The sequence below is a fragment of the Herbaspirillum sp. GW822-FHT03A08 genome, from assembly GCF_058801885.1.
The window spans coordinates 445,067-471,103 of sequence record NZ_JBXANR010000006.1; the positions used below are offsets into that span (position 1 = coordinate 445,067).

Sequence of the window (26,037 nt, forward strand, 5' to 3'; positions counted from 1 at the left end):
CTCAATGACTGCCCCCCAGCCTGTCCTTGAAAAAGTGCGTAAAGGTCGCAAAGGCGCCGGACTGACCTTGCGCGATGTCGCCAAGCTGGCGGGTGTGGCGCCGATCACGGCTTCGCGCGCGCTGAATACGCCGGATGCGGTTTCCGAAACCGTCCTGAAAAAAGTACGCGAAGCGGTTGAGCGCACCGGTTACGTTCCCAATCTCCTTGCCGGTGGACTGGCCTCGAAGAAGAGCCGCCTGGTTGCTGCCGTGGTGCCGACCATCGTTGGGCCGATCTTTCTGGAAACCGTGCAGTCGCTGACCGAATCGCTGGCCGCCGCCGGTTATCAGCTCATGCTGGGACAGAGCGGTTATGAAAACTCGCGTGAAGACGCCTTGCTCGAAGCCATCATCGGGCGCCGTCCCGACGGCGTGGTGCTGACCGGCATCATGCGCTCGCCGGAGTCGCGCAAGCGTTTGCTCGCCAGCGGCATTCCGGTGGTGGAAACCTGGGACCTGACGCCGACGCCGATCGACATGCTGGTCGGCTTCTCGCATGAAAACATCGGCGTCGCCGTCGCGCGTCACTTGCACGCCGCCGGTCGCCGTCGCGTGGCTGTGATCGCCGGCGTGGACGAACGCAGCCGACGCCGCGCAAAATCGTTCTCGGACGAAGCGGTGCGGCTGGGCATGGCCGCAGCCGGCGTGACGGAAATTCCGCTGTGCATGGTACCGGCGCCTACTACTCTGGGCAGCGGCCGCACCGGTCTGTCTGATCTGCTGGGCAAGGACGCCGCCATCGACGGCGTGTTTTGCAGCTCGGACATCCTCGCCATGGGCGTCATGATCGAGGCGCAGGTGCGCGGCATTTCCATTCCGGAGCAACTGGCCGTGATGGGTTTCGGCGACCTGAGTTTTTCGCGCGACCTGCATCCGCAACTGACCACCGTGCGCATCGACGGCACCGGTATCGGCAAGGTGGCGGCGCAATTCATCATCGATCGCGCAGACGGCCTGCAAGTGGCCGCTCGCGTGCATGACATCGGCTTCACCATCATCGAACGCGAGAGCGTTTAGCCGACCTCGAAGGCGCGCCAAGAATAGCTGCCGCGCCCTTTCTTTGAACTGATTGCAGTTCCATCAGGCAATATTTCCTTAAAATCAACTTCTCCGTAAACCGATTGACACCGTAAAACGGTACCGCTACCATCAGCATCAATCGGAATTGGTAGCGGTACCAATGGGTGCGATCACTGTGCGCCGGTTCCTGAACATATCGATCACCAGGAAAACACACCATGTCACTTCACAACGCCACCGGCGCTCCCATCGTTACCGAAATGCAAGTCATCCCGGTCGCCGGCCGCGACGGCATGCTGCTCAACCTGAGCGGCGCACACGGGCCTTACTTCACGCGCAACATCGTCATCCTGACCGATAGCGCCGGCAACACCGGCGTCGGCGAAGTGCCGGGAGGCGAGCGCATCCGCCAGACGCTGGAAGACGCGCGCGAGCTGGTGGTGGGGCAATCCATCGGCACCTATCACGCCATCCTCAACCGCATGCGCCAGGTCTTCAACGACCGCGATTCCGGCGGCCGCGGCCTGCAGACCTTCGACCTGCGCATCGCCATCCATGCAGTCACGGCGGTGGAGTCGGCGCTGCTCGATCTGCTCGGCAAATTCCTCGGTGTACCGGTCGCCGCCTTGCTCGGCGAAGGCCAGCAGCGCGACAAGGTGGAAATGCTCGGCTATCTGTTCTACGTCGGCGACCGCAACGCCACCGATCTGGACTACCACAGCGAGCCCGACGCCGGCGACGACTGGCAGCGCCTGCGCCATGAAAAAGCCATGACCGCCGACGCCATCGTGCGACTGGCGGAAGCGGCGTATCAGCGTTATGGCTTCAACGACTTCAAGCTCAAGGGCGGTGTGCTGCGCGGCGAAGACGAGATCGAAGCCGTCACCGCCTTGCATGCGCGTTTCCCGCAGGCGCGCATCACGCTCGACCCCAACGGCGGCTGGCTGCTGAAAGATGCGATTCGCCTGTGCCGCGATCAGCATGGCGTGCTGGCGTATGCCGAAGATCCCTGCGGCGCCGAAAACGGCTACTCCGGCCGCGAAGTGATGGCCGAATTCCGCCGCGCTACCGGCTTGCAGACCGCCACCAACATGATCGCCACCGACTGGCGCGAGATGGGCCATGCGATCCAGCTGCAATCGGTCGATATCCCGCTGGCCGATCCGCATTTCTGGACCATGCAAGGCTCGGTGCGGGTGGCGCAGATGTGCAACGAGTGGGGCCTGACCTGGGGTTCGCATTCCAACAACCACTTCGACATTTCGTTGGCGATGTTCACCCAGGTTGCCGCCGCCGCACCGGGCAACATCACTGCCATCGATACGCATTGGATCTGGCAGGACGGCCAGCGTCTGACGCGCGATCCGCTCAAGATCGTCGGCGGCATGGTCGACGTGCCGAAGACACCGGGCCTCGGCGTCGAGATCGACATGGAGCAGGTCATGGCCGCCAACGCGCTGTACAAGTCCAAGGGACTCGGCGCGCGCGACGACGCCATTGCCATGCAATACCTGATTCCCGGCTGGAAATTCGACAACAAGAAACCCTGCCTGGTGCGCTGACACAACCGGCACAGCGCGCAGTCGCAGCACTGCCGCATCCAACGATAAGAATAAAGATTGCGCAGGCTGCATCAGCAGCCTGCAGCGCCGACAACATCAAGGAGATATAACGTGAGTGAACAAAGCATCGCGGCCTATGCCGCACATCCCGACGGTACGGCAAGCGGACCGCTGGCCAACGCCATCGACAAGGTCAAGTGGCGCATCCTGCCGCTGTTCGTGATCATGTTCATCGCCAACTACATCGACCGCGTCAACATCGGCTTCGTGCGATCGCATCTGGCGACCGATCTCGGCATCGGCTCGGCGGCGTTCGGACTGGGTGCGGGTCTGTTCTTCATCGGCTACGCCATCTTCGAAGTGCCGTCCAACATGCTGCTGCAAAAGTTCGGCGCCAAGGCCTGGCTCACGCGCATCATGCTGACCTGGGGCGTGGTCGCCACCGCGATGGCCTTCGTGCATAACGAGACTTCGTTCTACGTGCTGCGCTTTTTGCTGGGCGTGGCCGAAGCCGGCTTCTTCCCGGGCGTGGTTTACTACTTCACGCAGTGGCTGCCCAATAGCGAACGCGGCAAGGCCATGGCGATTTTTCTGAGCGGCTCGGCGATTGCTTCCATTCTGTCGGGACCGATTTCCGGCGCACTGTTGCAGATCGAAGGCGGCGGACTGCACGGCTGGCAATGGATGTTCATCATCGAAGGCCTGGCCTCGGTGGCCCTGTGCTTCGTGGTCTGGTATCGCCTCGACTCCACGCCGAAAGACGCCAAGTGGCTCAGCGACGCCGAGCGCGACAGCCTCGCCACCATCATTCAGCACGAACAGCGCGAACGCCAGGCCAGCAAGCCGGTGCATGTGTCGTCGTGGAGCCTGTTGAAGGACCCGCAGATCCTGCTGTTCTGCTTCATCTACTTCGCGATCCAGCTGACGATCTACGGCGCGACCTTCTGGCTGCCGAGCATCATCAAGAAGATGGGGCATTTCAACGACTTTCAGGTCGGCTTGTTCAATTCGATTCCGTGGATCATCTCCATCGTTGCGATGTACATTTTCGCCAGCCTGGCGACACGCTTCAAGCATCAGCAGGCCTGGGTGGCGGCGACGCTGATCATCGCGGCGGCCGGTATGTTCGCTTCGACCACGGGCGGTCCGGTGTTCGCGTTTGTGGCGATCTGCTTCGCCGGCATCGGCTTCAAGGCGGCGTCCTCGCTGTTCTGGCCGATTCCGCAAGCCTATCTGGATGCGCGCATCGCCGCGGCTGTGATCGCGCTGATCAATTCGCTGGGTAACCTCGGCGGCTTCTTTGCGCCGGCTACCTTCGGTTATCTGGAACAAAAGACCGGCTCGATCCAGGGCGGCTTGTATGCGCTGGCCGTGGCGTCGGTGATCGCGGCGGGTCTGGTGTTCCTGGCGCGTACTTCGGGCAAGAAGGCGATGCCGGCCTAGTTGCTGCACATGCAACGACGGTGAAAGGAGGCGGACTTGTTACAATGTCCGCCTCTTCTGTTTTCAGCACATCCCATCATGTCCAAAAGCAAGCGCCCGGCCGTCAAAGCCTCCACTCCTTCCAAAGTCGTATCGCCAAGTGCCGATCCGGGCGAATACGAACTCGACGAAGCGCTGGTCGACAAGATCGCCAGCCTGGCCGTCGAACTCGCGACCGAGGACGAAGCTTCGCCCGAGTTGCCGGGCAAGCAGCGCGACTTGCGCCGCATGATCGGCAAGAGCCTGCGCCAGCAACAGGACGACGTCCTCTACGAAGCCCTGGAACGCGCGCGCGATCAGGAAGCCGAGGCTTATCCTTACCTGCGCGAAATGGTGGAGGAGGCCGCCGAGATCGTCTTCTTCACCCGTAACGAGCGCAGCTATGAAGTCAATGCTTTCGTCATTCCGATGTTCGTGCGCACCGCCGGCGGTCTCGACGCCGAGCAGAACTTCCGCGACGCCGACGCCTTCACCGAACTGACCGCCAGCATCAAGGAAGCTCAACTGGAAAGCGCCGACGCCAAAGTCGTGCTGGTCAGCTACGCCTATCATCTGGACGAGATCGACGCGATCACCTACAGCCATCTCGAAGCCATGGTGCGCGACGCCTTCGCCGCCATGACCGACAAAAAGATCAGCGAAACGCCTGCCATCAACCGCAGCATGAGCAGCTGGCCGGCCAACCGTTTCGGCGCGGAAGATACGGCGGTGGAATTGCGCTTCCTGCTCGGCTTCACCCTGAAGACGGCGGACGATCCGTTCTACGTCATTCCGCAGGACGAAGCCGCGATGGATGCCTACTTCGCCGTGCGCGCCCAGCGCTTCCAGGCCTGGAGCGAAAAAGTCGTGCCGCTGGTGCAGCGTTGCCTGGTCACGGATGGTCGCGAATTTGACGTGCATTTCCTGTATCAGGATCTGTTCCACGGCGGCAAGGAGCGCGGCATCGCCGAATATTTCATGTTGCAGATGATGTCCGAGCTGGACCACGGCCTGCAGGAAAGCGGCGTGGCGGGAGCGCAGACGCGCGCCATCATGGGGCCGGTGCACGCGGACGGCGACGTGGTGTTGCGCGTGAATTTGTATGGCGACGGCGACGCCATCGTCGCCACGGCGGACAAGCCTCTGGACGCCGCACGCGACCTGCAAGTGGAACTGGACGATACCTGCGACGCCGTGCTGACGCTGGGTGTGCAGTCGGTTGCGCTGGCGGAAGAGTTTGACGCCGACGGCAACGCCGTCAACGTCCAGCCCTACGCCGACGGCAATTAATTTGGGTAAGCAGGCCGGCTAGACCGGCTGACGCGCCGCCAGCAACGCCACCGTATCCGGCGCACCCATCGCGCGCGCCGCCTCCAGCGCGGTGGCGCCGTTGTCGCTGCGGGCGTTGAGGTCGGCGCCGTTGGCCAGCAGCAATTCCACGATTTCCTTGCGGTTGAACATGGCCGCAATCATCAGCGCCGTCTTGCCGTCCGGCGAGGCGCCTTCGACGTCGGCGCCGTTATCCAGCAAGCATTGCACCACCGCCACATGACCCTTGAAGGCCGCGCCGGCAATCGGCGTCTGGCCGTTGTTGTTGCGCAGGCCGGGATCGGCCTTGTGCTGCAGCAAGACATTCACAGCCGCATCGTGGCCGTGATACGCCGCCAGCATCAGCAGGCTGTCGCCCTTGTGATCGCGCAGATTGGGCGGCAAGCCCTTGCTCAGGAAGGCATCCAGGTTCTCCGCATCGCCGTTGCGCGCCAGGTCGAACATTTTTGCGGCGAATTCCAGCGTGGCGTCGTCAAGCTGACCGGTTTGCTGGTCTTGCGGCGAATGATCGGGTGGCATGGCGGCTTCCTTTATCTGAATGAATACCGGGCGATCAAAAGAAATGATCGACGGCTGGCGTCGATCATATCAAACATCACTTTACGCTTCAGCGCCGTCCCGGATTTGAGCATCAGGACGCAGGATGTCAGGCCGCCACGTCGTCGTGGTTGGTCGACACCGAGACCTGCATCCACGCCTGCAATTCGGTTTCCACGAATTGATTTTTCTTTTGTATCGCCGCCACCGTATCCGAACCCAGCGCCAGGCGCAGCGGCGGATTGCCGTCGTCGGCCAGCTTCAGAATCGCCTGCGACAGCTTGGCCGGATCGCCGGGCTGCTTGTGGTTGGCATCCGCCATCATTGCGCGCATGACGCCGACGCTTTCTGCGTATTGTTCGATACGTTTGCCGGTCGACACCACCGAATCGGCGTTGAGAAAGTCAGTACGGAAAAATCCCGGTTCCACCACCGTGGCGCGAATACCCAGCGGCGCCAGTTCGGCAGCCAGTGCTTCGGTCAACGCCTCGACCGCGAACTTGGTGGCGCAGTACACGCCCCAGCCCGGATGCGAGGCGTAGCCGCCGATCGACGAGATATTGATCACGTGACCGCTGCCTTGTGCGCGCAATACCGGCAGCACGGCGCGCGTGACGTGCAGCAGGCCGAACACGTTGGTGTCGAATTGCTTCTTCACCTCTTCGGCGCCGGCTTCTTCCACCGCGCCGAGCAAGCCGTAGCCGGCGTTGTTGACCAGTATGTCGATACGGCCGAAGCGGGCCATGGATTGTCGTGCGACGTTGATCGCATCGCTTTCGCTGGTGACGTCCAGCTTCAATGCCAGCAGGTTGGGATGATCGCCCAGTTGCTCCATTACCGTTTGAGGATTGCGCGCGGTGGCGACGACCCGGTCGCCACGCAGCAGCGCATCACGTGCGATCAGTGCACCGAAGCCGCGCGATGCGCCGGTGATTAGCCAGACTTTGGAAGTTGCGGATGCTTGTGTCATGGTGATGCTCCTTAAGTATGTCGTCGTTGAGAGTGAACTGCACGCTGCAGCTTGTTTTGCAGCGATGTGCGCAGTTGGCAGAACGAAGTGTAGGCAAGCGCGCGCTGCTACACTAGACGTCATAAAGGTGTTTGATTTTCAACCAATGGTTGTAAATAAATCGACGCCAGGGGGACAGCGCATCGCTATGCTGGACGAAAATAATTTCGCACATTCCTATAGAAAACAAGGAGCCATCAGTCATGGACAAGGCCAGAGTCGTCACGATTTTTCTTAGCGTCGTACGCGCCGGCAGTTTCAGCCAGGCCGCGGTGGAAAGCGGCATGACGCCCCAGGCGGTCAGCAAGGCAGTGCGTCAGTTGGAGGAGCATCTGGGCGTGCGGCTTTTTCATCGCACCACCCGTAAACTGAGCCTGACGGAAGAGGGTGCGCGCCTGTCCGAACTGGCCGACCCGGGTTTGCGCCTGCTCGACGAAGCGCTGGATCAGGTACAGAACAGCCGGCGCGATGCCGAGGGCATGATCCGCGTGAGCGCGCCCACCTCGGTGGGTAATTTATTGCTGATGCCGCTGGTGCAGAAATTTCAGGAACGCTATCCGAACATTCATTTCGATTTTCTGCTCGATGATCGCTTCACCGACCTGGTGGCGGAACGCGTCGACATTGGCTTCCGCACTGGCAAAGAGCCGCAGCGCAATCTGGTCGCGCGCCGGCTCGGCGACATCATGCTGCAGATCTATGCCGCGCCCGCGTATCTGGAAAAATACGGCAAGCCGAAGAATCTGGCCGAGTTGCGCAAGCACCGCTGTACCGGCTTTCGCCATCCCAACAATGGCAGGCTGTCGCCATGGATGCTGACGGTGGATGGTGCAACGGTCTATCAGGAGATGCCTGCGGTGGTGAGCTTCAATACCATGGAGTCGGAAGTCGCCGCCGTGCAGGCCGGGGTCGGCATCGGTCAGCTGGTCGTGTATTCCGCGCGCGAGCTGGTTGCTGCCGGCAGGCTGGTGCCGATTCTGCCGCGCCTGAACAGTGTGTACGGCGGCATGTACATGTACTATCCCCAGCGCACGCAGATGCCGCAACGCGTGCGGCATTTTATCGACTTCATTATCGAGGAACTGCGGAACACGCCTATCTGAGGATCGGCAGCGAAGCCGGTAGCGATGCAGACTGATCCAGTTGGCCCATTTCTTTCGGCACGCAACGGAAATTCAGCTCCACCTGTATCGGCTTCCAGCCGCGCGTTTGCTGGCGCAATTGCATATCGCTGTCTTGCGCGGCACACCAGGAGAGCGCTTTCTCATGGCTGGCGGCAGTCAGCGCCGGCATCGACATGGTGTAGCTGATGCCGGTGGCGACGAGATGGTAGGAGCCGTCGTCACCTTCGGAAATCACCTGGCTGTAATTGGCGCAGGCCGTCAGCGAACAGGCTGCAGCAGCGGCCAACAAGGCGCGTGCGCTGTTTTTTGCTGTTGCAGAGATCGTTGGTGTGCGCATGATAGTTCCCCCTGATTAGTCACGCAATCAGTGTAGAACCGGGCGAAAAATTATTACACCATCATGATCGAACTTTACCTTTGTTCGAAATCGTCAAGGCGCATCAAGATGCATCAAGGCGCTGCACTCAGCCGATATCAAACTCCACTCCCTGCGCCAGCGGCAATACCCGGCTGTAGTTGATGGTGTTGGTGGCGCGGCGCATGTAGTTTTTCCATGCGTCCGAACCGGATTCGCGGCCGCCGCCGGTTTCTTTTTCACCACCGAAGGCACCGCCGATTTCTGCGCCGCTGGTGCCGATGTTGACATTGGCCAGGCCGCAGTCGCTGCCTTGCGCCGACATGAACAACTCGCTCTCGCGCATGTCGTTGGTGAAGATCGCCGACGACAGGCCTTGCGGCACGGCGTTGTTCATCGCGATGGCATCTTCGAAGTCGTCATATGCCACGGCGTACAGAATCGGCGCGAAGGTTTCTCGATGCATGACGGCGCTTTGGCGCGGCATGCGCACCAGTGCGGGTTTGACGTAGTACGCCTGGTCGCCGCCCAAGGCAGCGACGCGTTCGCCGCCGCTGAGGGCGCCGCCTTCTTTCTGGGCCTGCGCCAGCGCTTGCTGCATGTTGTCGTAGGCGCCGCCGTCGATCAGCGGGCCGACCAGCGTATCGGCCAGCAGCGGATCGCCGACGCGGATGCCGGCATAGATGCGCTCGATGTCGCCGCACAGTTTGTCGTACAGGCTGCGATGGATAAAGACGCGGCGCAGGCTGGTGCAGCGCTGGCCTGCGGTGCCGACGGCGGAGAACACGATGGCGCGCAGCGCCAGGTTCAGGTCAGCGCTGGGCGCGACGATCATGGCGTTGTTGCCGCCCAGCTCCAGCAGGCTGCGCCCCAGACGCTGTGCCACCGTGACTGCGACTTTGCGTCCCATGGCGACGCTGCCGGTGGCGCTGACCAGCGCGACGTCAGGCGAGGCCGAGATGGCTGCACCGGCGGCCGCGCCGCCGATCAGCAGGGTGCACAATTGCGGCGGCACGGTGCCGGGGCGTTGCTGCTCCATGCGGTCAACGGCTTGCTGCATCAGGGCCTGCACGGCGAGCGCGGTGACCGGTGTTTTTTCGGATGGCTTCCACACCACGCTGTTGCCGCAGACCAGTGCCAGCGCAGCGTTCCACGCCCATACCGCCACCGGGAAATTGAACGCCGTGATGACGCCGCACACGCCCAGCGGATGCCAGGTTTCCATCATGCGGTGGCCGGGACGCTCGGAGGCGATGGTCAGGCCGTGCAGCTGGCGCGACAAGCCGACCGCGAAGTCGCAGATGTCGATCATCTCCTGCACTTCGCCGATGCCTTCAGAGCGGATCTTGCCGGCTTCCAGCGACACCAGCATGCCCAGCGCCTCACGTTTCTCGCGCAGGACTTCCCCCAGCAGACGCACCAGCTCGCCGCGCACCGGCGCCGGTACATTGCGCCAGGCCAATGCGGCTTCGCGTGTGGCGGCGATGGTTTGCTGCACCTCGGCGTCGCTGTGACTGCGCAGCAAGGCCAGCGTGGCGCCGTCGCGCGGCGAGCGGCTATGCAGGTCGCGGCCCGATTGCACGGAGAGGTCGAGGCCGAGTTCGGCGTAGAGGCTGGCGATGTCCATGGTGAATCCGTTTCTATGCAATAGCGATGACGATTAACATTCGGCTGCCGAAGCAGTGGCGGTCATTTTGAAAATACCTTGCGCATTGCCGCTGTCGAAGGTCAGGTCCAGTTTTTCCCGATGCGTGGTTTCATCCACGTAGTGATCGCGTGAAATGAATTCGTAAAACGATCCCGGCACTTTGCGCGCCACCGGGCGGCCGTGTTCGTCGGCCATTTCGCGCACCACGGTGGTGGCGCGGAAGGCGGTCTGGCGCACGCGGCCGTTGCGCGAGACCTCGATCTTGTCCTTCATCGGGCGGCCGAGGTCGCGCTGCAGTTGCGCCAGGCTTTCGACATCGGCGACGCGGTCGGTGGCGTGGTTGAAGACGTTGCCTTCGGTAGCGATCCAGGCCATTTCGGACGATTCCTGCAACAGGCTTTCGTACTCGGCCAGCGTCGGCAGTGCATGCTGGCGTTCAAAGCATCCCAGCAGCACCGGCAGCAGCGCCGCTGCGTCGTCATAAGGCAAAGTCTTGTGTTGCGTCAGATGGTCCAGCGATGCCTTGCTGCGCGCATCGAGCGGATCGACCGAAGTCGACAGCACGCGCGCGACGATGCGCTGAAAGTCTTCGGAGAAGCGCTCCGGATGCAGCTCGCTGAGGAAAAATTGCGCGATGCCTTCGGCGTCGTCGGCATGGGCATAAACGCGGCCGGTCATCTTGATGCGTTCCAGCGGGTACAGGCCGGCCAGTTCATAACCGAGCGGCAGAAAGATGCGGGTGAACGCCGCTTCACCCGCCGGCAGGGCGCCGGTTTGTGCGCCCAGTACCGTACGCAGTGCGCCATGGTCAAAACAGATCTTGCGGCCGTCGCGTACCGCATCGCCGACGTAGGCCGCACCTTCCGGCACCTCGCGCAGCAGTTTGTCGAACAGCAGCATGTTGAGCGCTTGCGCCAGTTCCAGACGCGTCACGGCCGGGCCGGCCGGCTGCAGCGTGCCGGCCGGGATGTCCAGCATTTGAAACAGGCGGGCGGCGGTGCCGGCGCCGCTGGTTTGTTCCAGCAAGGTGTTCAGATTGGTGCTCATGGCTTTCTCCGGGATGGCTCAGATGATCAGACCATCACACAGCCAGCGCCGCCTCGATGGTCTCCTTCACCGGATAGTTTGACACGTCTTGCGTCCGTTGTTGCGAACCTGCATGCGGGCTGCCTGCATAAACCCGTCCGTAGCGATTGGCGAGGAAGTCCGGCAAGGCAATCTGTTCCTGCCGGATGAAGCCGTGCGCCGGCAATTTCCCTTCGCGGAACAGGTCCAGCGCGGCGCAGATGCCAGCCGCCGTGGTGATCTGAATTGCGCTTTCGTGCACGCCGTCCGCGGCAGTCTGCGCAAAGATCTTGCGGCTGAAGACTTCCTGTACGTATTGTCCGCGCCGCATGCCGCTGACCGTGACGAACACCAGCACCACGTCCTGCATGGTCGACGGCACCGATTTGCGCAGGATGGCTTTAAGCTGTTCCTGATCATCGCGCAGGCGCAGTTCTTCCAGCAGGAACTTCACAAGGTTGCGGTGGCCGGGATAACGCACCGATTTGTAGTCGAGATTGCGGACCTTGCCGGAAAGCGTATTGCACAGTGTGCCGAGTCCGCCGGAGGTGTTGAAGGCTTCGTACTCGACGCCGTCCAGCGAAAAGTGTTCCAGTCCTTCCAGCGGCTGGATGTCTTGCATCTTGCCGTCGCGGATTGCTTCGCACGGATGGCAATATTCATTGACCAGGCCGTCGACGCTCCAGGTCAGGTTGTACTTCAGTTCGTTGGTGGGGAACTCGGGCAGTGCGCCGACGCGCATCTTGACCTCGTGGATCTCGTCAAAGTCACGCGCCAGATGATGTGCCGCAATGCCGATGAAACCCGGCGCCAGCCCGCATTGCGGCATGAAGGCGGTGTCGGCGCCGGCAGCCAGTTGGGCAATCGCCCGGGTGGCGCGCACGTCTTCGGTCAGGTCGAAGTAATGCACGCCGCTCAGCCTGGCCGCCTTGGCCACGGCAGTCGCCATGTGATACGGCAGCGCGTTGAGACAGGCATCGTTGCCGGCTAGCAGATTGCACAAGGCATCGTGGTCGTTGAAGTCGATCAGCGCGGTACCTACGCCCAGCGTCTCCATGGCAGTCAATGCACGGGCATCACGGTCGGCGGCGATGATCTGATAGTCGCCGCTGTGATGGAGCAGGCGGGCGATGGCGTAGCCGATGTGGCCGGTGCCGAGCAGGACGATTTTCATGGCGATGCTCCTTATGGTGGACGAGGTGTAGATGAATGTGGCGGCATTGGCACCCATTGTAAAAAGCCATCGATACGATAAAAAGATCAAGATTGATGCGGATATGACGATATTTTGGTCAATATGTAGTCATGCGCAATGCGAATTGATCTCTATGCCGAAAAAGCATCCGTGTATCGTGTTTCAGACGCTGTTCCCGAAGAGCGGGAATGTGCAATAAGCTGAACAAGACATACCGCTTAGTATTAAAATTGACAGATGCTCTGGATCAGAAGTCCGGGCGCTGCAACTGCCAACCAGTAAGGCAAACGGCCATCACCGTCCACTTAAAATTCATCAGGGAGAGAAGCAAATGCAAAATCGTCGCCGTTTCATCACCAACGTGGCAGGCCTCGCCGCCGCCAGCTATCTGCCCGGCGCCTTCGCGCAAAGCGCGCCAGCCGGCGAAAGCACCTTCGCCCGCATCAAGCGGACCAAAGTGCTGCGCATTGGTGGTGTACGCGGTCAGGCTCCTTACTACAACAAGGATCTGGCCAGCGGCGAATGGGTTGGCTTCATGGTCGACTTCGCCAAGAGCCTGGCTGCCAGCCTCAACGTCAAGCTGGAAGTGCTGGAAACTACCTGGGGCAACTCGGTGCTGGATCTGCAGACCCGCAAGATCGACGTCTTTTTCGGCCTGAATCCGACACCGGCGCGCCGCGAAACGGTCGGCTTCTCCGAGCCGCTGTTCAACAACGCCTTCACCATCGTTTCCAAGAAGGGTTTCACACCGAAGACCTGGGAAGAGCTCAACAAGCCTGAAGTCAAGATCGGCGTCGACATCGGCTCCTCGCACGACGCCATGATCACCCGCGTCTGTCCGAAAGCCACCATCGTCCGTCTGGAAAAAGCCGACGACGCCACCCTGGCCCTGCAAACCGGCCGCGTCGACGTGCAAGTGCTGGTCTGGCTGCTGGCGCTGAACGTGCTGAAGAAGAACCCAAGCCTGGGCACCATGATCGTGCCGATGCCGCTGGAAGCAACATCGACCAACGTCGGCGTACCGAAGGAAGACGACAAGGCCTGGCTGGAATACATCAACAAGTGGATCGTGCAGGAACGCGCTGCCGGCAAGATCAAGGCGACCGTGCTGGACAACCTGCAGAAGCTGTCGGGCGTGCGTCCTGAGGATGTGCCGCCGCAGATTCCGCTGTAAGCGATATCTGATGGCAGGTGCAGGTTTGCCTGATTAAAAAAGGCTTGTCATCGACAAGCCTTTTTTGTTTTCTGCTCACATCACTCAGCGATGGGCAACAGACTCAGTTGAGACTGATGTTCAGTTTCGCCAGCGCATCCTGAATCGGGATAAAGAAATTCATGCCCGCAATACCGCGCGCCCCGAGACCGGCGACGGTGATGCCGATGACGTTGCCTTTGGGGTCCATCAACGGGCCGCCGCTGTCGCCAGGAAGAATGGCGACGTCGCTCTGAATAAAGCGTTTGTCATTGAAGGTGCGATAGCCACTCAGAATGCCGCGCGTAAGCGAGGTGTTGAATTTTTCGCCAAGCGGCGAACCTATGGCATAGACGTCTTCGCCGATATTGGCTTCATCGGTACGCAGACTGACCGGCTGCAGACTGATGCTTTCGGTCTTGATCAGCGCGACGTCTCTTTCCTTATCTTGCCGGACGACTTCGCCGACCAGTTCGCGGCCGGTCGGCAAGATAATCTTGACAAATTTCGCTGTGCCGACGACATGCTGGTTAGTCAGCAGATAGCCGTCCTGACTGACAAAAAAACCGGAGCCGCTGGAACGGTCTGCCTGCACGGTCGCCACCGCGGAACGCAGGGTAGTGATGTTTTTGGACAGTGGCTCCGTCAGTAGCTTGCTGGTCTTTATCTTCAGGCCGGGAGCGGCGTTTGATTCGACCGCAACGGGTGCCGGAGGCACGTCTTTGTTCATGACCGCGTCATGAAAACCGGGCTCGGCGAGTAAATTGCGGGCCGCCATGGCGAATGCTTTTTCGTAGTAAGCACCAGGATCGGTTTTGACAACGGTGTTTGACTGATAGGTTCCGGTGGTGGTGGCTTCAAACAGGATTTTCTTGGCCTCAGGCGCATATACCTGCCAGAAGATCTTCAGATAAGCGCCGCCCTGCATGCCTTCCGCCTTCAGGCAGTAATTGGCATTAACTTCCTTGATCAGGGCGCCGACCTGCAGTTCCAGTACCTTGGGTTTCTCCTTGCCGGGTTCTTCAAACATAGAGTCGGACGCCAGGGCCGGAACCGGATAGCGTGCGCTTTCCAGTTCCCGGCGGAAATTTCTTCCCAACCTGTTGGCAAACAAGGCGTAAGTGCCGGGTGCCCAGACCAGATCCTTGTTATTGCCGCAGAACCAGCCGGTCTGGTATTCGCCGATCTTGGTGAAAGGCGTTTCGTATTTGACGCGGATCGTGCGCAGCGACACGGAACGGCCGATTTCGCCATCCTGCATGGCAATGACCGGATGCTCCTGGCTTTCGGGCAGCCTGGGCGGTTCGGCGGCAGAAGCCGCAGGGTAGGCGGAAACAAGGCTGAGCGCCAGCATGCCGGCGGCAAGAGTGAACTTCGAAGTCATCTGTATGGACGATTGTTTTTCTGATTTGTCGATAGCGCCATGCGTCAAGAACGCCGCCGCCGCACCTTCCTGAATTATCCGAAATGATATTAGCCGGGATTATTGCAACTATCAATTGCGGCAAGCATCTTTCGCCGCGATGCGCTACCCCATACGGCTGCGGATGTGGAAGGGCTCAGCGATCGATCTTGCGCGACAGCACAATCGAGGTGGTGGTCTTGATGACCCCATCGATCTCGCCGATTTCATCAAGCAGTTTGTCGAGTTGCTCCGCCGAGTCGGCGCGCAGCCAGGCGACGTAGTCGAACTCCCCGCTGACGGAGCAGAGCTGTTCGATTTCGGGGATGCGCTTGAAGCGCTTGAGGACGTCGCGTGCGGTCTTGGCTTCGACCGTGATCCCGACGTAGGCGTGCAGGCCGCTGTCCAGGACGTCCTGGCCGAGCTTGACGGTGTAGCCGACGATGACGCCGTTCTTTTCCAGCCGCGCCAGGCGCGCGACCACGGTGGTGCGCGCCACGCCCAGTTTGCGCGCCAGGTTGGCGACGCTCTCCCGTGCCGATTGCTGCAACAGCGAGATCAGCTTGCGGTCGATGTCGTCGAGCAGATCGAGGCGGGCGGTCATGATGTTGCGGGGATTAACCGTTGAAGCGCGTGAGGAAGGATTGCGTCGCCGCTTGCTGCGGATTGTCGATGACCTGCGATGGCGGGCCTGCTTCCACCACGACGCCGTCGCGCATGAAGATCACCTGGTCGGCGACTTCGCGGGCGAAGGCGATTTCATGCGTGACCAGAATCATGGTCATGCCGTCGGCCGCCAGCGAGCGGATCACGTTGAGCACTTCGCCCACCAGTTCCGGATCGAGCGCCGAGGTGGCTTCGTCGAACAGCATCACGCTCGGACGCATCGCCAGCGCGCGGGCGATCGCCACGCGCTGTTTCTGGCCGCCGGACAGGCGTTGCGGATAGATGTCGGCACGGTCGGACAGGCCGACTTTCTGCAACAGCTCCAGTGCATAAGCGCGCGCTTCCGCCCTGGGTTTGCGCAGCACGGTGAGCATGCCTTCCATGACGTTTTCCAGCGCGGTCATGTGCGGGAACAGGTTGAAGTGCTGGAACACCATGCCGGTATTGGTGCGGAACCTGGCCAGCTCGCGGTCCTTGAGCGGCTTGGATGCCTTTGAGCCGAAGCTGAAATCCTGCGCGCCGACGCGGATGCTGCCTTGCTCGGGCACGGTCAGCAGGTTGATACAGCGCAGCAGCGTCGATTTGCCGGAACCGGACGGGCCGATCATGGCGACCACGCTGCCCTTGTTCACCTGCAGCGAAATATCCTTGAGCACGACATGCTCGCCGAAGGCCTTCTTCAGATTCTTGATTTCAATCATGACTTCGTTTGTTGGATTGCTCATCTCATACTCCCTGTTGCGCGTTCAGGCGGTTTTCCAGGCGCTTGGCCCAGATCGTCGCAGGCAGCAGGATCAGGAAGTAAATCACCGCGACCATGGTGTAGATTTCCAGCGGGCGGTAGGTTTCATGCGCGATGATCTGGCCTTGATACAGCAGGTCCGGCACCGCCAGCACCGACAACAGCGAGGTGTTCTTCAATTGCATGATGGACTGGCTGACCAGCGGCGGCGTCATGCGCTTGAACGCCTGCGGCAGGATCACGCGGCGCATCAGCTGGAAGCGCGTCATGCCCAGCGCGCAGCCGGCTTCGCTCTGGCCGATATCGATCGAGACAATGCCGCCGCGGATGATTTCCGAATAGAACGCACCGCCATACAAGGCCAGCGCCAGCAAGGCTGAGGTGCCGGCGGACATTTCAATGCCGACCAGCACCGGCAACGCGTAATAGAACCACACCAGCTGCACCAGCACCGGCGTGCAGCGGAACACTTCGACGTAGGCGCGCAGCGGACCGGAGATAAACGGGTTGGTCGACAAGCGGCCCAGACCGACCAGCAAGCCGATCAGCAGTCCCAGCAAAACGCAGGCGACGGTATAGGCCAGCGTATAGCCGAAGCCGACGGCAATAACGTTGCGGAATTGCCAGAGTGCGGCGAAGTCCCAGTGATACATCGTGTTTCCTTTTCTTTTACTCTTTGGTGTCTGAATTCCTGATTGCCTGAACGATCCACAGGCAGGGCAGCATGAAATGTGCCAGTTGGTGCGATCCGAAGCAGGGAGGATCGGTCGGCCTGACCGATTTACCGTCTCCGAAAACCCCGCAATTGTAATGGAGAATACTCTCCGGGATGTAGGAGAAGCTATGGTGCGGCGCTCCTGCGGCGGGTTTTTGACAGCTGCCTGACAGGGTTTGCGGCTTATTGGTTAAAATAGCGCCACTGTTTTCCTTGCCGCTTCCACCTGTTTCCTCTTCATCAATGAACCCATCCCAGACCGTGCAGCGCGTGATCCTGATTACCGGCGCCGCCCGCGGCATTGGCGCGGCAACTGCCAAAGCAGTCGCCGCAGCGGAAACCGGCATGGTGCTGCACGCCCGCAGCGATTCCCCTGAACTGCAGCAGACCGCGGCGGCTTGCCGCGAGCGCGGCGCGCATTGCGTGACGGCATTCGGCGATATGGCCGATGTCAACACCGCAGCCGCCTTGCGCGATGTGGCGCTCAATAGCTATGGCCGTCTTGATGCGCTGGTCGCCAACGCCGGCTTCGCCGACCGCAAGCGCATCGGCGAGCTGACTACGCAAGACTGGTCGCGCTCCATCGACGCCTTGCTGGGTGGATTCTTTCAATTAGTCACAGCCTGCAAGGATGCCCTGCAGGCTTCTCCCGCGGGTCGCGTGGTGGCGGTGAGCTCATTCGTGGCGCACGTCTACCGCCTTGGCGAGTCGGGCTTTCCGGCATCGGCTGCGGCCAAGGCCGGCATCGAAGCGCTGGTCAAATCGCTGGCGGTGCAACTGGCTTCGTCCGGCACGACGGTCAATGCCGTGGCGCCCGGCTATGTGCAAAAATCCGATCCCAATAAATCCGCCATCGACCCGACCGCCTGGGCCGCCGCGCTGGAGCGCATCCCGCTGCAGCGCCTTGGCCGGCCGGAAGAAATTGCCAACGTTATCGCCTTCTTGCTGAGTCCCGCCGCATCCTATGTGACGGGACAAATCTGGCATATCGATGGCGGCTTAACTTTATAAACAATTAAGTAATCATCATGCACATCATCGTCCTCGGCGCCGGTATCGTCGGCGTCACCACCGCCTATTTCCTGCACGAAAAAGGCTATACCGTCACGGTGGTCGATCGCCAGCCGGAGGTCGCCGCCGAAACCAGCATCGGCAATGCCGGCCACGTCTGCCCGTCCTACGCTACGCCGTGGGCGGCGCCGGGCATGAAGGGCAAGTCGCTCAAGTGGTCGGTGCAAAGCTGGCTGGGGATGGAAGCGGCGCTGCGCTTCACGCCGCGTCTGGATGCCCACCAATGGCGCTGGCTGAGCCAGTTCCTGTCGCAATGCAATGCCGAACGCTATGCCGTCAACAAGGCGCGCATGGGGCGGCTGGCGCGTTACAGCCACACCCAGTTGAAGACGATCCGCGAGCGTCTCGACATCCAGTACGAACAAACCACGGTCGGCAACCTGCAGTTGTTCCGCACCCAGGAAGGGATGGACAACGCCGGTCTCGCCGCCAAGGTGCTGGCCGAAGCCGGCGTCGCTTACGAGTTGCTGGATGGCGACGGTTGCGTTGCCTTTGACCCGGCCCTGCGCGATGCGCGCGGCCAGCTGGTCGGCGGCATGCTGTTGCCGCAGGACGAGACCGGCAATTGCCCTTTGTTCGCGCGCGCGCTGGCCGACTGGCTGAAATCGCAAGGCGTGAACTTTGTCCTGGGTACGTCGGTGCAACAGATTGAATTTGCCGGTGGCGCTGTCACCGGCCTGCGCACCGCCAACGGTGTGCTGACCGCCGATGCCTATGTGGTGGCCTGCGCCAGCGCCTCGGTGGCGCTGGTCAAGCCGCTGGGTTTACAGTTGCCGGTGTATCCGGTCAAGGGCTACGCCATCACGGTGCCGGTCAGCGACCCCGATGCGGCGCCCAAGAGCGGCGTGATGGACGAATACTACAAAGTGGCGATCACGCGCATGGGCTCCAACATCCGCGCCGCCGGCACCGCCGAAATCGGCAGCTGGGACACCAAAGTCACGCCGCGCGATTGCGCCACCGCGATCAAGTCGCTCAAGCTGCTGTTCCCGCGCGGCGCCGATCTCAGCAAGATCGAGTACTGGGCCGGTCTGCGTCCGATGACGCCGGACGGTGCGCCACTGATTGGCGCGACCTCGTATTCCAACCTCTATCTGAATGCCGGTCACGGCTCCAACGGCTGGACTACCGCGTGCGGCTCCAGCCGATTGATCGCCGACAGGATTGCCGGCGTTGATACGGAAATTACCAGCGACGATCTGAGCCCGTTACGGGCATTTCAATAAAGCAGGTTCTAGCGGCTGAAGACCGTATTGATGTTATCGCTATTGCTGAACGCGCTCAGCGCCCAACCCGCGCCGGTTTTGTAAAAGATGAACTGCCACGGGATGGCCTGTTTTTCGGCCTTCTCTATATAGACCAGCTTGAGCAGCGAGTCCCCCACCTTTTCGCTGCGGATGAATTCGTAACCTACCGACGTGCCGACGAACTGCTCCAGCTGCATGCGCGAGTTGCGCGCGCTCACGCGGGCGCGGTCGAGCGTGTTGACATCGGCCAGCGCATACGGCGTCATCGCGGAATAGGCGTCGTCGGTGCGGCCCTTGCCGGCGGCGGCCATGACCTTATCGGTCAGCTGGCGGACTTCCGCTTCGCTCCTGAGCGTATCGGCGACAGCGTTGAACGGCGCCGTCAGCGCGCAGGCGGCGAGGGCGATGGTGGACAGCAAAGTGCGCATGGTGCGATCTCCTGGAAAAAACGTATGACCGCGGTGATTGTGCCTTTGTTGCAGTATTCGTGCTGCGGGAGTCGTTTGTTGGTCGATGACGCCTACAGAAAAAGCGGACATGTAAAGTATTGCCTGTGTTGGCGTAAATCAGCGTAAAACCAAACGAATCCGGGAACATCGGCGGATATGATGAATTTCAATCATTGCCGAACCGGTCGCCATCATGATCAAACTTCTCATCGCTTCCGCCAGTGTCGCTTCCCTCTCCGGTTGCGTCGTCTTGTCGCCGAGTCCGATCGTCGAGGCGGCCAACCTGCTCGGCTCCGCCATCACCGGCGTGTCGTCAATGACGCCGACCACGCCGCAGAATCCGGTGGTCTTTGCGCATGCGCCGATCAAGGAGATTTGCATCGAGTGGAACGGCGCAGTTGCCTTGAGCGATTTCGTACCGAGTCTGCAAGGCGAGCTGCAGCGTCACGGCGTGCCGAGCCGCGTATATGACGCTGGCACGCAGCCTGGCAGTTGCCCGATGACGCTGGTCTACAGCGCCTACATTAAGTGGGACATGAAAACCTTCAGCAATGCTTACACGCCTTATCTCACCTTTGCGTCGGTGACCTTGCGCAAGGATGGGCGGGTGGTGGGTAGCGCCAGCTACAAGATCGGGTCGATTGCGCAGGACAAGTGGTCTTCCACCAGCAGCAAGCTGGGGCCGGTGGTGGATGCTCTGTTGATCAGCAATCCTGTGGTGGAGGCTAATAATTCGGCGGGGGGGCCGGTGGTGTTTGGGGGCTCCTGAACTTAGGTTTTGCGTTACGTAATGCTGTTCTTTCTTCGATCAGCCCGGGTTGCCGGGGGCGGCCCGGCAGCCGCTCACTTTCTTTGCTTCGCCAAAGAAAGTAAGCAAAGAAAGGGTTGGAGCACTGCTCCAACATAACTGGGTCGTAGCCCCTTCGGGGTTCCCGATTTTCATCTGCTGACCCCGGCTACTCTCAAGCGGACTTCGAGACGGGCTCGCTTTCGGCATCGTGGTGTCAAGCGCTGGCGATGCTGAAAACTTCACTTCTATTTTTAATATCGTCGTCCCAGCGAACGCTGGGATCCAGTGGCGTTTGCGCTTACTCATCCGCCCTCACGACGCTGGGTTCCAACTTTCGTTGGAACGACAGAGTAAGTAAATAAGGCCAAAGAAACAAAAAACATCGCTGTACCCAGGCGATGCGCAGCGCGCCAGTCTGGAAGTCCGCTTGAGCCTGCCGGCGCCGGGAACCACCGAAGGGGGCTACCCCCGGCGAAGGGTTGATCGAAGAAAGAACAGCAGCAGTTACAGCCAACGGAAAGTCGGAACAAAACGCTAATAACAACAAGCGCCAAGTCCCCCATCACCAAAACGTCAAAACACTCCTGAAGAACTGTTGCATCCACCCCTGCGAATTAGCATCCGCCACTGTTCCTCCGCCAATCTGCTCCAGCCGCGCATCCGCTACATTACTGGACGAAACCACATTTCCCCCACGAATATCGCGTGCCCGTACTACGCCGGAAAAGCGCAGGGTATTGATCGAACCGTTCATGCCGATGCGCTTCTCGCCGGCGACCACCAGGTTACCGTTGGGGAGCACTTCGATGATCGACACCATCAGGCTGCCGGTCATGCTGTTGGCGTTGTCGGTCTGGCCTGTGCCCTTGAAGGAGTCACTGCCGGTCGCCGTCGCATTGATATTGAAAACCGAGGCCAGTAAACCGCTCATCGATGAGCCGGCGCCCGGGCCGACCTGCTTCAGGCTGGTATCGCGGCTATTGCTGGTGCTGGATTTGTTGCTGCCGGTAAGCGATTCGGCGATGTCGATCTTGAGGATATCGCCGACATAGTGCGTGGTCGATTCTTCAAACAGCTGGGCGCTGCTCACGCGGAAGATGGCGCCGTTGTTCTCCACATTGGCGACCGGATAAGCCGGACGCACGCTGGTCGGCCCTTGCACCATCGGCGGCGGACTGCTGCACGCGCTCAGTAAACACAGAAGTCCCGCTCCATAAGCAACATAGGCAATGCGCTGCTGAATCATGATTTTTCCCCCGAAGACAAATCGATAGCCGGCTAATGAATAGACAGGAATAAATAGGCCTGCAAGCGAGAGGCCCTCGCGGCCATCATCGGGGCAAAGCCTGTAAGCAGGAGTTAATGCCTCGTAAATCAGGGAAAACCAATCTCAAGAATCGTGAAGGAAGCTCAAGAAGTATCAAGACGATCCGTATCGCCTGTTTTTGCGCAAGTTCTGAAAGAACAGCGAGTGGAAAAAGTTGTTGAATTAGCACTTAATGCCCGGGCCGGGCTTTCCCCGGATCGTGTGGAATTGGTGCAAGCCGCACCGGTAAAGCGCGGCAGCGCGTTTCTTTGGTGAACAAGTGTCTGAAATATGAGACAGAAGTCGGGATTTTCGCCTGGCACACATCATGCAATAAGTGAAAAACAGTTCTTATATAAACCATCAAACCATATATGAAACAAAAAGCACTATCTTTTTGCGGAATATCTGCTATATTTGATTCGTATATCTCACATTTGGTTTATGGTTTTATATATGAGACAACTGATGTTTGTGCCGCACCCGCCACCTACCGGTCGCCGGCTTCAGCAAATGTCATGTAATTAGGCGCGAGGGCGCTAAAGCAACAAGTAACTAACCAAGAGGCATCATGATCGAAATCGAATTTCGCAACGTCGGCAAAAGCTTCGTCGACCGCCAGACTTCCCAGGCCCGCGCCGCGGTGACCAACGTCAATTTGTCGATTCGCAGTGGCGAAGTGGTTTCCATCATCGGCCCTTCCGGTTGCGGCAAGAGCACGCTGCTGAACATGGGCGCGGGCTTGTATCTGCCGACTTCCGGCGAAGTCATCGTCGGCGGCCAGCGCGTCACCAAGCCGGTTCGCAATGTCGCCTTCATGCTGCAAAAAGACTTGCTCATGCCATGGCGCAATATCCGCGCCAACGTCTCGCTCGGTCTGGAAATCGACGGCGTCAGCGCCGCCGAGCGCAAGCGCGTGGCCGACGAGCTGCTGGCCAAGTGCCACCTCAAAGGTTTCGAAGAACACTATCCCTATCAACTGTCCGGCGGCATGCGCCAACGCGCTGCGCTGGCCCGCACGCTGGCGGTCGATCCGCAAGTGCTGCTGATGGACGAGCCGTTCTCGGCGCTGGATGCGCAGACCAAGATGGTCTTGCAGCAGGATCTGGCCAAGATGCTCTACGAAAAGAAAAAGACCGCGCTCTTCATCACCCACGATCTGGTCGAAGCGATCGCCCTGTCGGACCGCCTGCTGGTCATGAGCGAACGTCCCGGCACCATCATCGAAGAGATCGAAGTCAACCTGCCTTTCCGCGACAACCCGCTGGAGCGCCGCAAGCTGCCGGAAATCGGCCCGCTGCAAGGGCGCCTGATGGAGCTGTTGAAAGTAGGTAAAGAGACCGCAGAGCTGCACTGATTCAGTAGACGCATCCCACAGATTCGACACATCCAAACATCAACCTGATCACCACCGAACAATAGGAGTGAAGCAAGCATGAAAAAATTTCTCGCCTCTTTCTGTAGCAAACTGGTCCTGAGCGCCGCCGTTGCGACTACGCTGGCCACCACCGCGCTGGTGCCGGGCATTGCCCAGGCCGCGCCGGAAGAAGTGACTTACCTGCTGCCGGCGCCGCCGAATTCCCCGGCCTTTGCACCGTGGGTGCTGGCGCAGCACAAGGGCTATTACGCTGACGAAAATCTCAAGATCAACTTCATCGTCGCTAAGGGCGGCGTTGACGTCGCCAAGCAAATCGGCGCAGGCAATGCCGTCATCGGCGGCGCCATCGGCGATACACCGATTGTGGTGCGCGCCAACGGCATCCCGGTCAAGGCCATCGCGGTACTCGGTGCAGGTTCGATCACCATGGTCGCCGCCAACGCCAACGAAAACATCAAGTCGCTGAAAGACCTCAAGGGCAAGACCGTCACCGTGATGTCGTATACCGACACGACTTACTACGCTTTCCTCGGTTCGCTGCGTACCGCCGGCCTGTCCAAGACCGACGTGCAGATCCAGGCTGCCGGTCCAGCGGGGGTGTGGCAGGTGTTTACTGCCGGTAAGGCATCGGCATTCGCCGGCGTGCCTGACTGGGTTGTGAATTCGACCGATGCCGGCGCCAAGGTCGACCTGCTCGATAACGGCGGCTTCAAGAGCATGGCGCAGGCGATCCTGGCTTCCGACGACACCATCAAGAACAAGCCCGAATTGTTGAAGCGCCTGGTGCGCGCCACCCTGCGCGGCATGCAAGACATCATGAAAGATCCGAAAGCCGCTGCCAACGACTACGTGGCCGCCCTGCCTGCCTACAAGGGCAAGGAAGCCAGCATCGAAGCGACCTTCGAGATGTATCGCAAATACGTCTACGCCGGCCAGAAAACCCTGGGTCAGATCGACGCCGCGCGCATGGACAGCGTGCAGAAGTTCTATGTCAGCGAAGGCATCGTGACCAAGGCCACACCGGTCAACGAACTCTTCACCAATCAATTCGTTGGAACAGCAAGATAAATGGATACCTCTACTACTGCGACTGCAAACCACATGAGCACGCCTGACAACACCACGCCAGCTACCAAAGTAAAGCGCCCGCTGCTCAGCGAGCGTACTCGTACCGTGTGCGGCAGCCTGGTGGTACTGGTCATCTTCCTGGCGGCATGGCAATGGGGCCCGGGCTGGCTCGGCATGCCGGAATACATCCTGCCGAACCTGTCGCACGTGCTCAAGGAATCGGTGGTCATGTGGAATAACAATGACCTGCTGACCCACTTCGGCATCACTGCGATGGAAGTGGTGTTCGGCTTCCTGTTCGGCGCGCTGCTGGGTCTGGCGGTCGGCGTGGCGCTGGGTTTGTCGCCCCGCGCCGAAGCCATGCTGTCGCCGTACATCCTGGCTTTGCAGATTGCACCGAAGGTGGCGTTTGCACCGCTGTTCGTGATGTGGCTCGGCTACACCATCTATCCGAAGATCATCGTCGCCGTGCTGATCGTGTTCTTCCCGATCATGATCAACGTGCTGTCAGCGATTCGTACCGTCGATCCTGACATGGTCAACCTGGTGCGCACGCTCAATGCGGGCCGCTGGCAGATTTTCCATCTGGTGGAGTTCCGTTCGGCGTTGCCGGCGCTGTTCTCCGGCCTGCGCATTGCATCGACTTTGTCCGTCATCGGCGTGACCGTCGGCGAACTGGTCGGCGGCAATCAAGGTCTCGGCTACCTGCTGGTGGACGGCGAAGGCCAGGGCAATACCGCGGCAGTCTTCGTCGCCATCTGCGCGCTGACTTTGATCGGTATCGTGACTTACGGCGTGGTGGTCTGGGCTGAACGCCGCGTGCTGCACTACCTGCCTAAAGTGCATACCAGCACGGTCTGATGGAGCAACACAAGATGACTTCTTCACCTCAATTGCTGGCCGGTCGCCGCATCCTGATTACCGGTGCGGCCCGCGGCCTGGGTCTGGCCTTCGCTACTGCGGTGGCGGAAGCCGGCGCCAGCGTGGCGATGGCCGACATCCTGCAAGACACCTTGCAAGGCGCGGTCGCCGACCTGCAAAAACGCGGACTGAAAGTCGCCGGCTTCACCGTCGATCTGGCCGACCCGCTGTCGATCGACGCCTGCGCCAAAGAATCCACGCAATGGCTGGGCGGTCTCGACGGTCTGGTCAACAACGCAGCGATCACCAATTCCGGCGGCAAGACCACTGAGCAATTGTCGATCGAGATGTGGGACAAGGTCATGGACGTCAACGTCCGCGGCACCTGGCTGATGACCAACGCCTGCCTGCCGGCATTGCGCCAGTCCGGTCGCGGCAGCGTCGTCAACCTGTCGTCCGATACGCCGCTGTGGGGCGCTACCAATCTGCTGGCCTACGTCGCCAGCAAGAGCGCAGTGATCGGCATGACGCGTTCGCTGGCGCGCGAACTGGGCGGCGACAACATCACCGTCAACGCCGTCGCACCGGGCCTGACGCTGGTCGAAGCTACCGAATACGTACCGAAAGAACGCCATCAGACTTACCACGACCGCCGCGCCATCCAGCGCGATCAGTTGCCGGAAGACGTCTGCGGCGCCGTGATTTTCGCTTTATCCGATCTGTCCCGCTTCTATACAGGACAAGTCATGGCCGTCAACGGCGGCTTCGTGATGAATTGATTGATTAACTGACTACGTTTCCCCGA

General features: G+C 60.4%; 26 protein-coding genes. 14 read left to right on the forward strand and 12 right to left on the reverse strand.

Annotated elements, in window-relative coordinates; all coding sequences use genetic code 11:
* Nucleotides 1–4 precede the first annotated feature (4 nt).
* The 4 genes from AC1RN6_RS20650 (at nt 5) to AC1RN6_RS20665 (ending at nt 5,373) form a co-directional block, all read left to right on the forward strand.
* Nucleotides 5–1,057: a LacI family DNA-binding transcriptional regulator gene (locus AC1RN6_RS20650; RefSeq protein ID WP_493007309.1), complete on the forward strand. Its 1,053-nt coding sequence runs from the start codon at nt 5–7 to the stop codon at nt 1,055–1,057.
* 221 nt (nt 1,058–1,278) lie between these two features.
* Nucleotides 1,279–2,622 (forward strand): glucarate dehydratase, encoded by a 1,344-nt coding sequence (gene gudD / locus AC1RN6_RS20655; protein ID WP_493007310.1) that lies wholly within the window; start codon nt 1,279–1,281, stop codon nt 2,620–2,622.
* Nucleotides 2,623–2,733: 111 nt separating this feature from the next.
* Nucleotides 2,734–4,065: an MFS transporter gene (locus AC1RN6_RS20660; RefSeq protein ID WP_493007311.1), complete on the forward strand. Its 1,332-nt coding sequence runs from the start codon at nt 2,734–2,736 to the stop codon at nt 4,063–4,065.
* Nucleotides 4,066–4,143: 78 nt separating this feature from the next.
* Nucleotides 4,144–5,373 (forward strand): DUF2863 family protein, encoded by a 1,230-nt coding sequence (locus AC1RN6_RS20665; protein ID WP_493007312.1) that lies wholly within the window; start codon nt 4,144–4,146, stop codon nt 5,371–5,373.
* Between the two features lie 18 nt (nt 5,374–5,391).
* On the opposite strand, the gene AC1RN6_RS20670 is transcribed toward AC1RN6_RS20665, so the two are convergent.
* A complete protein-coding gene (locus tag AC1RN6_RS20670; protein WP_493007313.1) occupies nt 5,392–5,931 on the reverse strand; it encodes an ankyrin repeat domain-containing protein in 540 nt (179 codons plus the stop codon).
* 127 nt (nt 5,932–6,058) lie between these two features.
* A complete protein-coding gene (locus tag AC1RN6_RS20675) occupies nt 6,059–6,919 on the reverse strand; it encodes an oxidoreductase (protein WP_493007314.1) in 861 nt (286 codons plus the stop codon).
* Nucleotides 6,920–7,161: 242 nt separating this feature from the next.
* Here AC1RN6_RS20675 and AC1RN6_RS20680 point away from each other — a divergent pair, with 242 nt between their 5' ends.
* Nucleotides 7,162–8,061, forward strand: a complete 900-nt coding sequence (locus AC1RN6_RS20680) for a LysR family transcriptional regulator (RefSeq protein WP_493007315.1) — start codon at nt 7,162–7,164, stop codon at nt 8,059–8,061.
* On the opposite strand, the gene AC1RN6_RS20685 is transcribed toward AC1RN6_RS20680, so the two are convergent.
* The 4 genes from AC1RN6_RS20685 to AC1RN6_RS20700 form a co-directional block, all read right to left on the reverse strand.
* Nucleotides 8,054–8,419, reverse strand: coding sequence for a hypothetical protein (locus tag AC1RN6_RS20685; RefSeq protein ID WP_493007316.1), 366 nt, complete (start codon nt 8,417–8,419; stop codon nt 8,054–8,056). The genes AC1RN6_RS20680 and AC1RN6_RS20685 overlap by 8 nt on opposite strands.
* 127 nt (nt 8,420–8,546) lie before the next feature.
* The gene (amaB, locus tag AC1RN6_RS20690) at nt 8,547–10,064 is read right to left on the reverse strand and encodes an L-piperidine-6-carboxylate dehydrogenase (protein WP_493007317.1); all 1,518 of its coding nucleotides are present in this window, start codon (nt 10,062–10,064) and stop codon (nt 8,547–8,549) included.
* Nucleotides 10,065–10,097: 33 nt separating this feature from the next.
* A complete protein-coding gene (locus tag AC1RN6_RS20695) occupies nt 10,098–11,132 on the reverse strand; it encodes a DUF1338 domain-containing protein (protein WP_493007318.1) in 1,035 nt (344 codons plus the stop codon).
* Between the two features lie 34 nt (nt 11,133–11,166).
* Entirely contained in the window at nt 11,167–12,324 is a 1,158-nt protein-coding gene (locus tag AC1RN6_RS20700; RefSeq protein WP_493007319.1) for a saccharopine dehydrogenase family protein, read from the reverse strand.
* A gap of 352 nt (nt 12,325–12,676) precedes the next feature.
* Here AC1RN6_RS20700 and AC1RN6_RS20705 point away from each other — a divergent pair, with 352 nt between their 5' ends.
* On the forward strand, nt 12,677–13,519 hold the full coding sequence (locus AC1RN6_RS20705; RefSeq protein ID WP_493007320.1) for a transporter substrate-binding domain-containing protein: 843 nt from the start codon (nt 12,677–12,679) through the stop codon (nt 13,517–13,519).
* A gap of 103 nt (nt 13,520–13,622) precedes the next feature.
* On the opposite strand, the gene AC1RN6_RS20710 is transcribed toward AC1RN6_RS20705, so the two are convergent.
* The 4 genes from AC1RN6_RS20710 to AC1RN6_RS20725 form a co-directional block, all read right to left on the reverse strand.
* Complete coding sequence (locus tag AC1RN6_RS20710; protein ID WP_493007321.1) at nt 13,623–14,921, reverse strand: S1C family serine protease; 1,299 nt, start codon at nt 14,919–14,921, stop codon at nt 13,623–13,625.
* Nucleotides 14,922–15,096: 175 nt separating this feature from the next.
* A complete protein-coding gene (locus AC1RN6_RS20715; protein WP_493007322.1) occupies nt 15,097–15,543 on the reverse strand; it encodes an Lrp/AsnC family transcriptional regulator in 447 nt (148 codons plus the stop codon).
* Between the two features lie 13 nt (nt 15,544–15,556).
* Nucleotides 15,557–16,330 carry an amino acid ABC transporter ATP-binding protein gene (locus AC1RN6_RS20720; protein WP_493007323.1) on the reverse strand — a complete coding sequence of 258 codons (774 nt, stop codon included), beginning with the start codon at nt 16,328–16,330 and terminating at the stop codon, nt 15,557–15,559.
* A 1-nt stretch (nt 16,331) separates the two neighbouring features.
* A complete protein-coding gene (locus AC1RN6_RS20725; RefSeq protein ID WP_493007324.1) occupies nt 16,332–17,000 on the reverse strand; it encodes an amino acid ABC transporter permease in 669 nt (222 codons plus the stop codon).
* Nucleotides 17,001–17,305: 305 nt separating this feature from the next.
* Here AC1RN6_RS20725 and AC1RN6_RS20730 point away from each other — a divergent pair, with 305 nt between their 5' ends.
* Nucleotides 17,306–18,073, forward strand: coding sequence for an SDR family NAD(P)-dependent oxidoreductase (locus tag AC1RN6_RS20730; protein WP_493007325.1), 768 nt, complete (start codon nt 17,306–17,308; stop codon nt 18,071–18,073).
* Nucleotides 18,074–18,090: 17 nt separating this feature from the next.
* Complete coding sequence (locus tag AC1RN6_RS20735; RefSeq protein WP_493007326.1) at nt 18,091–19,359, forward strand: D-amino acid dehydrogenase; 1,269 nt, start codon at nt 18,091–18,093, stop codon at nt 19,357–19,359.
* Between the two features lie 8 nt (nt 19,360–19,367).
* On the opposite strand, the gene AC1RN6_RS20740 is transcribed toward AC1RN6_RS20735, so the two are convergent.
* The gene (locus AC1RN6_RS20740) at nt 19,368–19,808 is read right to left on the reverse strand and encodes a hypothetical protein (RefSeq protein ID WP_493007327.1); all 441 of its coding nucleotides are present in this window, start codon (nt 19,806–19,808) and stop codon (nt 19,368–19,370) included.
* 214 nt (nt 19,809–20,022) lie between these two features.
* On the opposite strand from AC1RN6_RS20740, the gene AC1RN6_RS20745 reads away from it, so the two are divergent.
* Nucleotides 20,023–20,598, forward strand: coding sequence for a cell division protein FtsI (locus AC1RN6_RS20745; RefSeq protein ID WP_493007328.1), 576 nt, complete (start codon nt 20,023–20,025; stop codon nt 20,596–20,598).
* Nucleotides 20,599–21,181: 583 nt separating this feature from the next.
* On the opposite strand, the gene AC1RN6_RS20750 is transcribed toward AC1RN6_RS20745, so the two are convergent.
* Nucleotides 21,182–21,865 carry a flagellar basal body L-ring protein FlgH gene (locus tag AC1RN6_RS20750; protein WP_493007329.1) on the reverse strand — a complete coding sequence of 228 codons (684 nt, stop codon included), beginning with the start codon at nt 21,863–21,865 and terminating at the stop codon, nt 21,182–21,184.
* A 153-nt stretch (nt 21,866–22,018) separates the two neighbouring features.
* Here AC1RN6_RS20750 and AC1RN6_RS20755 point away from each other — a divergent pair, with 153 nt between their 5' ends.
* The 5 genes from AC1RN6_RS20755 to AC1RN6_RS20775 all read left to right on the forward strand — a co-directional run bounded on the left by AC1RN6_RS20755 (nt 22,019) and on the right by AC1RN6_RS20775 (nt 26,011).
* Nucleotides 22,019–22,201 carry a hypothetical protein gene (locus AC1RN6_RS20755; protein ID WP_493007330.1) on the forward strand — a complete coding sequence of 61 codons (183 nt, stop codon included), beginning with the start codon at nt 22,019–22,021 and terminating at the stop codon, nt 22,199–22,201.
* A gap of 295 nt (nt 22,202–22,496) precedes the next feature.
* Nucleotides 22,497–23,282 (forward strand): ABC transporter ATP-binding protein, encoded by a 786-nt coding sequence (locus AC1RN6_RS20760; protein ID WP_050480030.1) that lies wholly within the window; start codon nt 22,497–22,499, stop codon nt 23,280–23,282.
* Nucleotides 23,283–23,360: 78 nt separating this feature from the next.
* Nucleotides 23,361–24,371 (forward strand): ABC transporter substrate-binding protein, encoded by a 1,011-nt coding sequence (locus AC1RN6_RS20765; RefSeq protein WP_493007331.1) that lies wholly within the window; start codon nt 23,361–23,363, stop codon nt 24,369–24,371.
* Nucleotides 24,372–25,232 (forward strand): ABC transporter permease, encoded by an 861-nt coding sequence (locus tag AC1RN6_RS20770; RefSeq protein WP_493007332.1) that lies wholly within the window; start codon nt 24,372–24,374, stop codon nt 25,230–25,232.
* 14 nt (nt 25,233–25,246) lie between these two features.
* On the forward strand, nt 25,247–26,011 hold the full coding sequence (locus AC1RN6_RS20775) for an SDR family oxidoreductase (RefSeq protein WP_493007333.1): 765 nt from the start codon (nt 25,247–25,249) through the stop codon (nt 26,009–26,011).
* Nucleotides 26,012–26,037 lie beyond the last annotated feature (26 nt).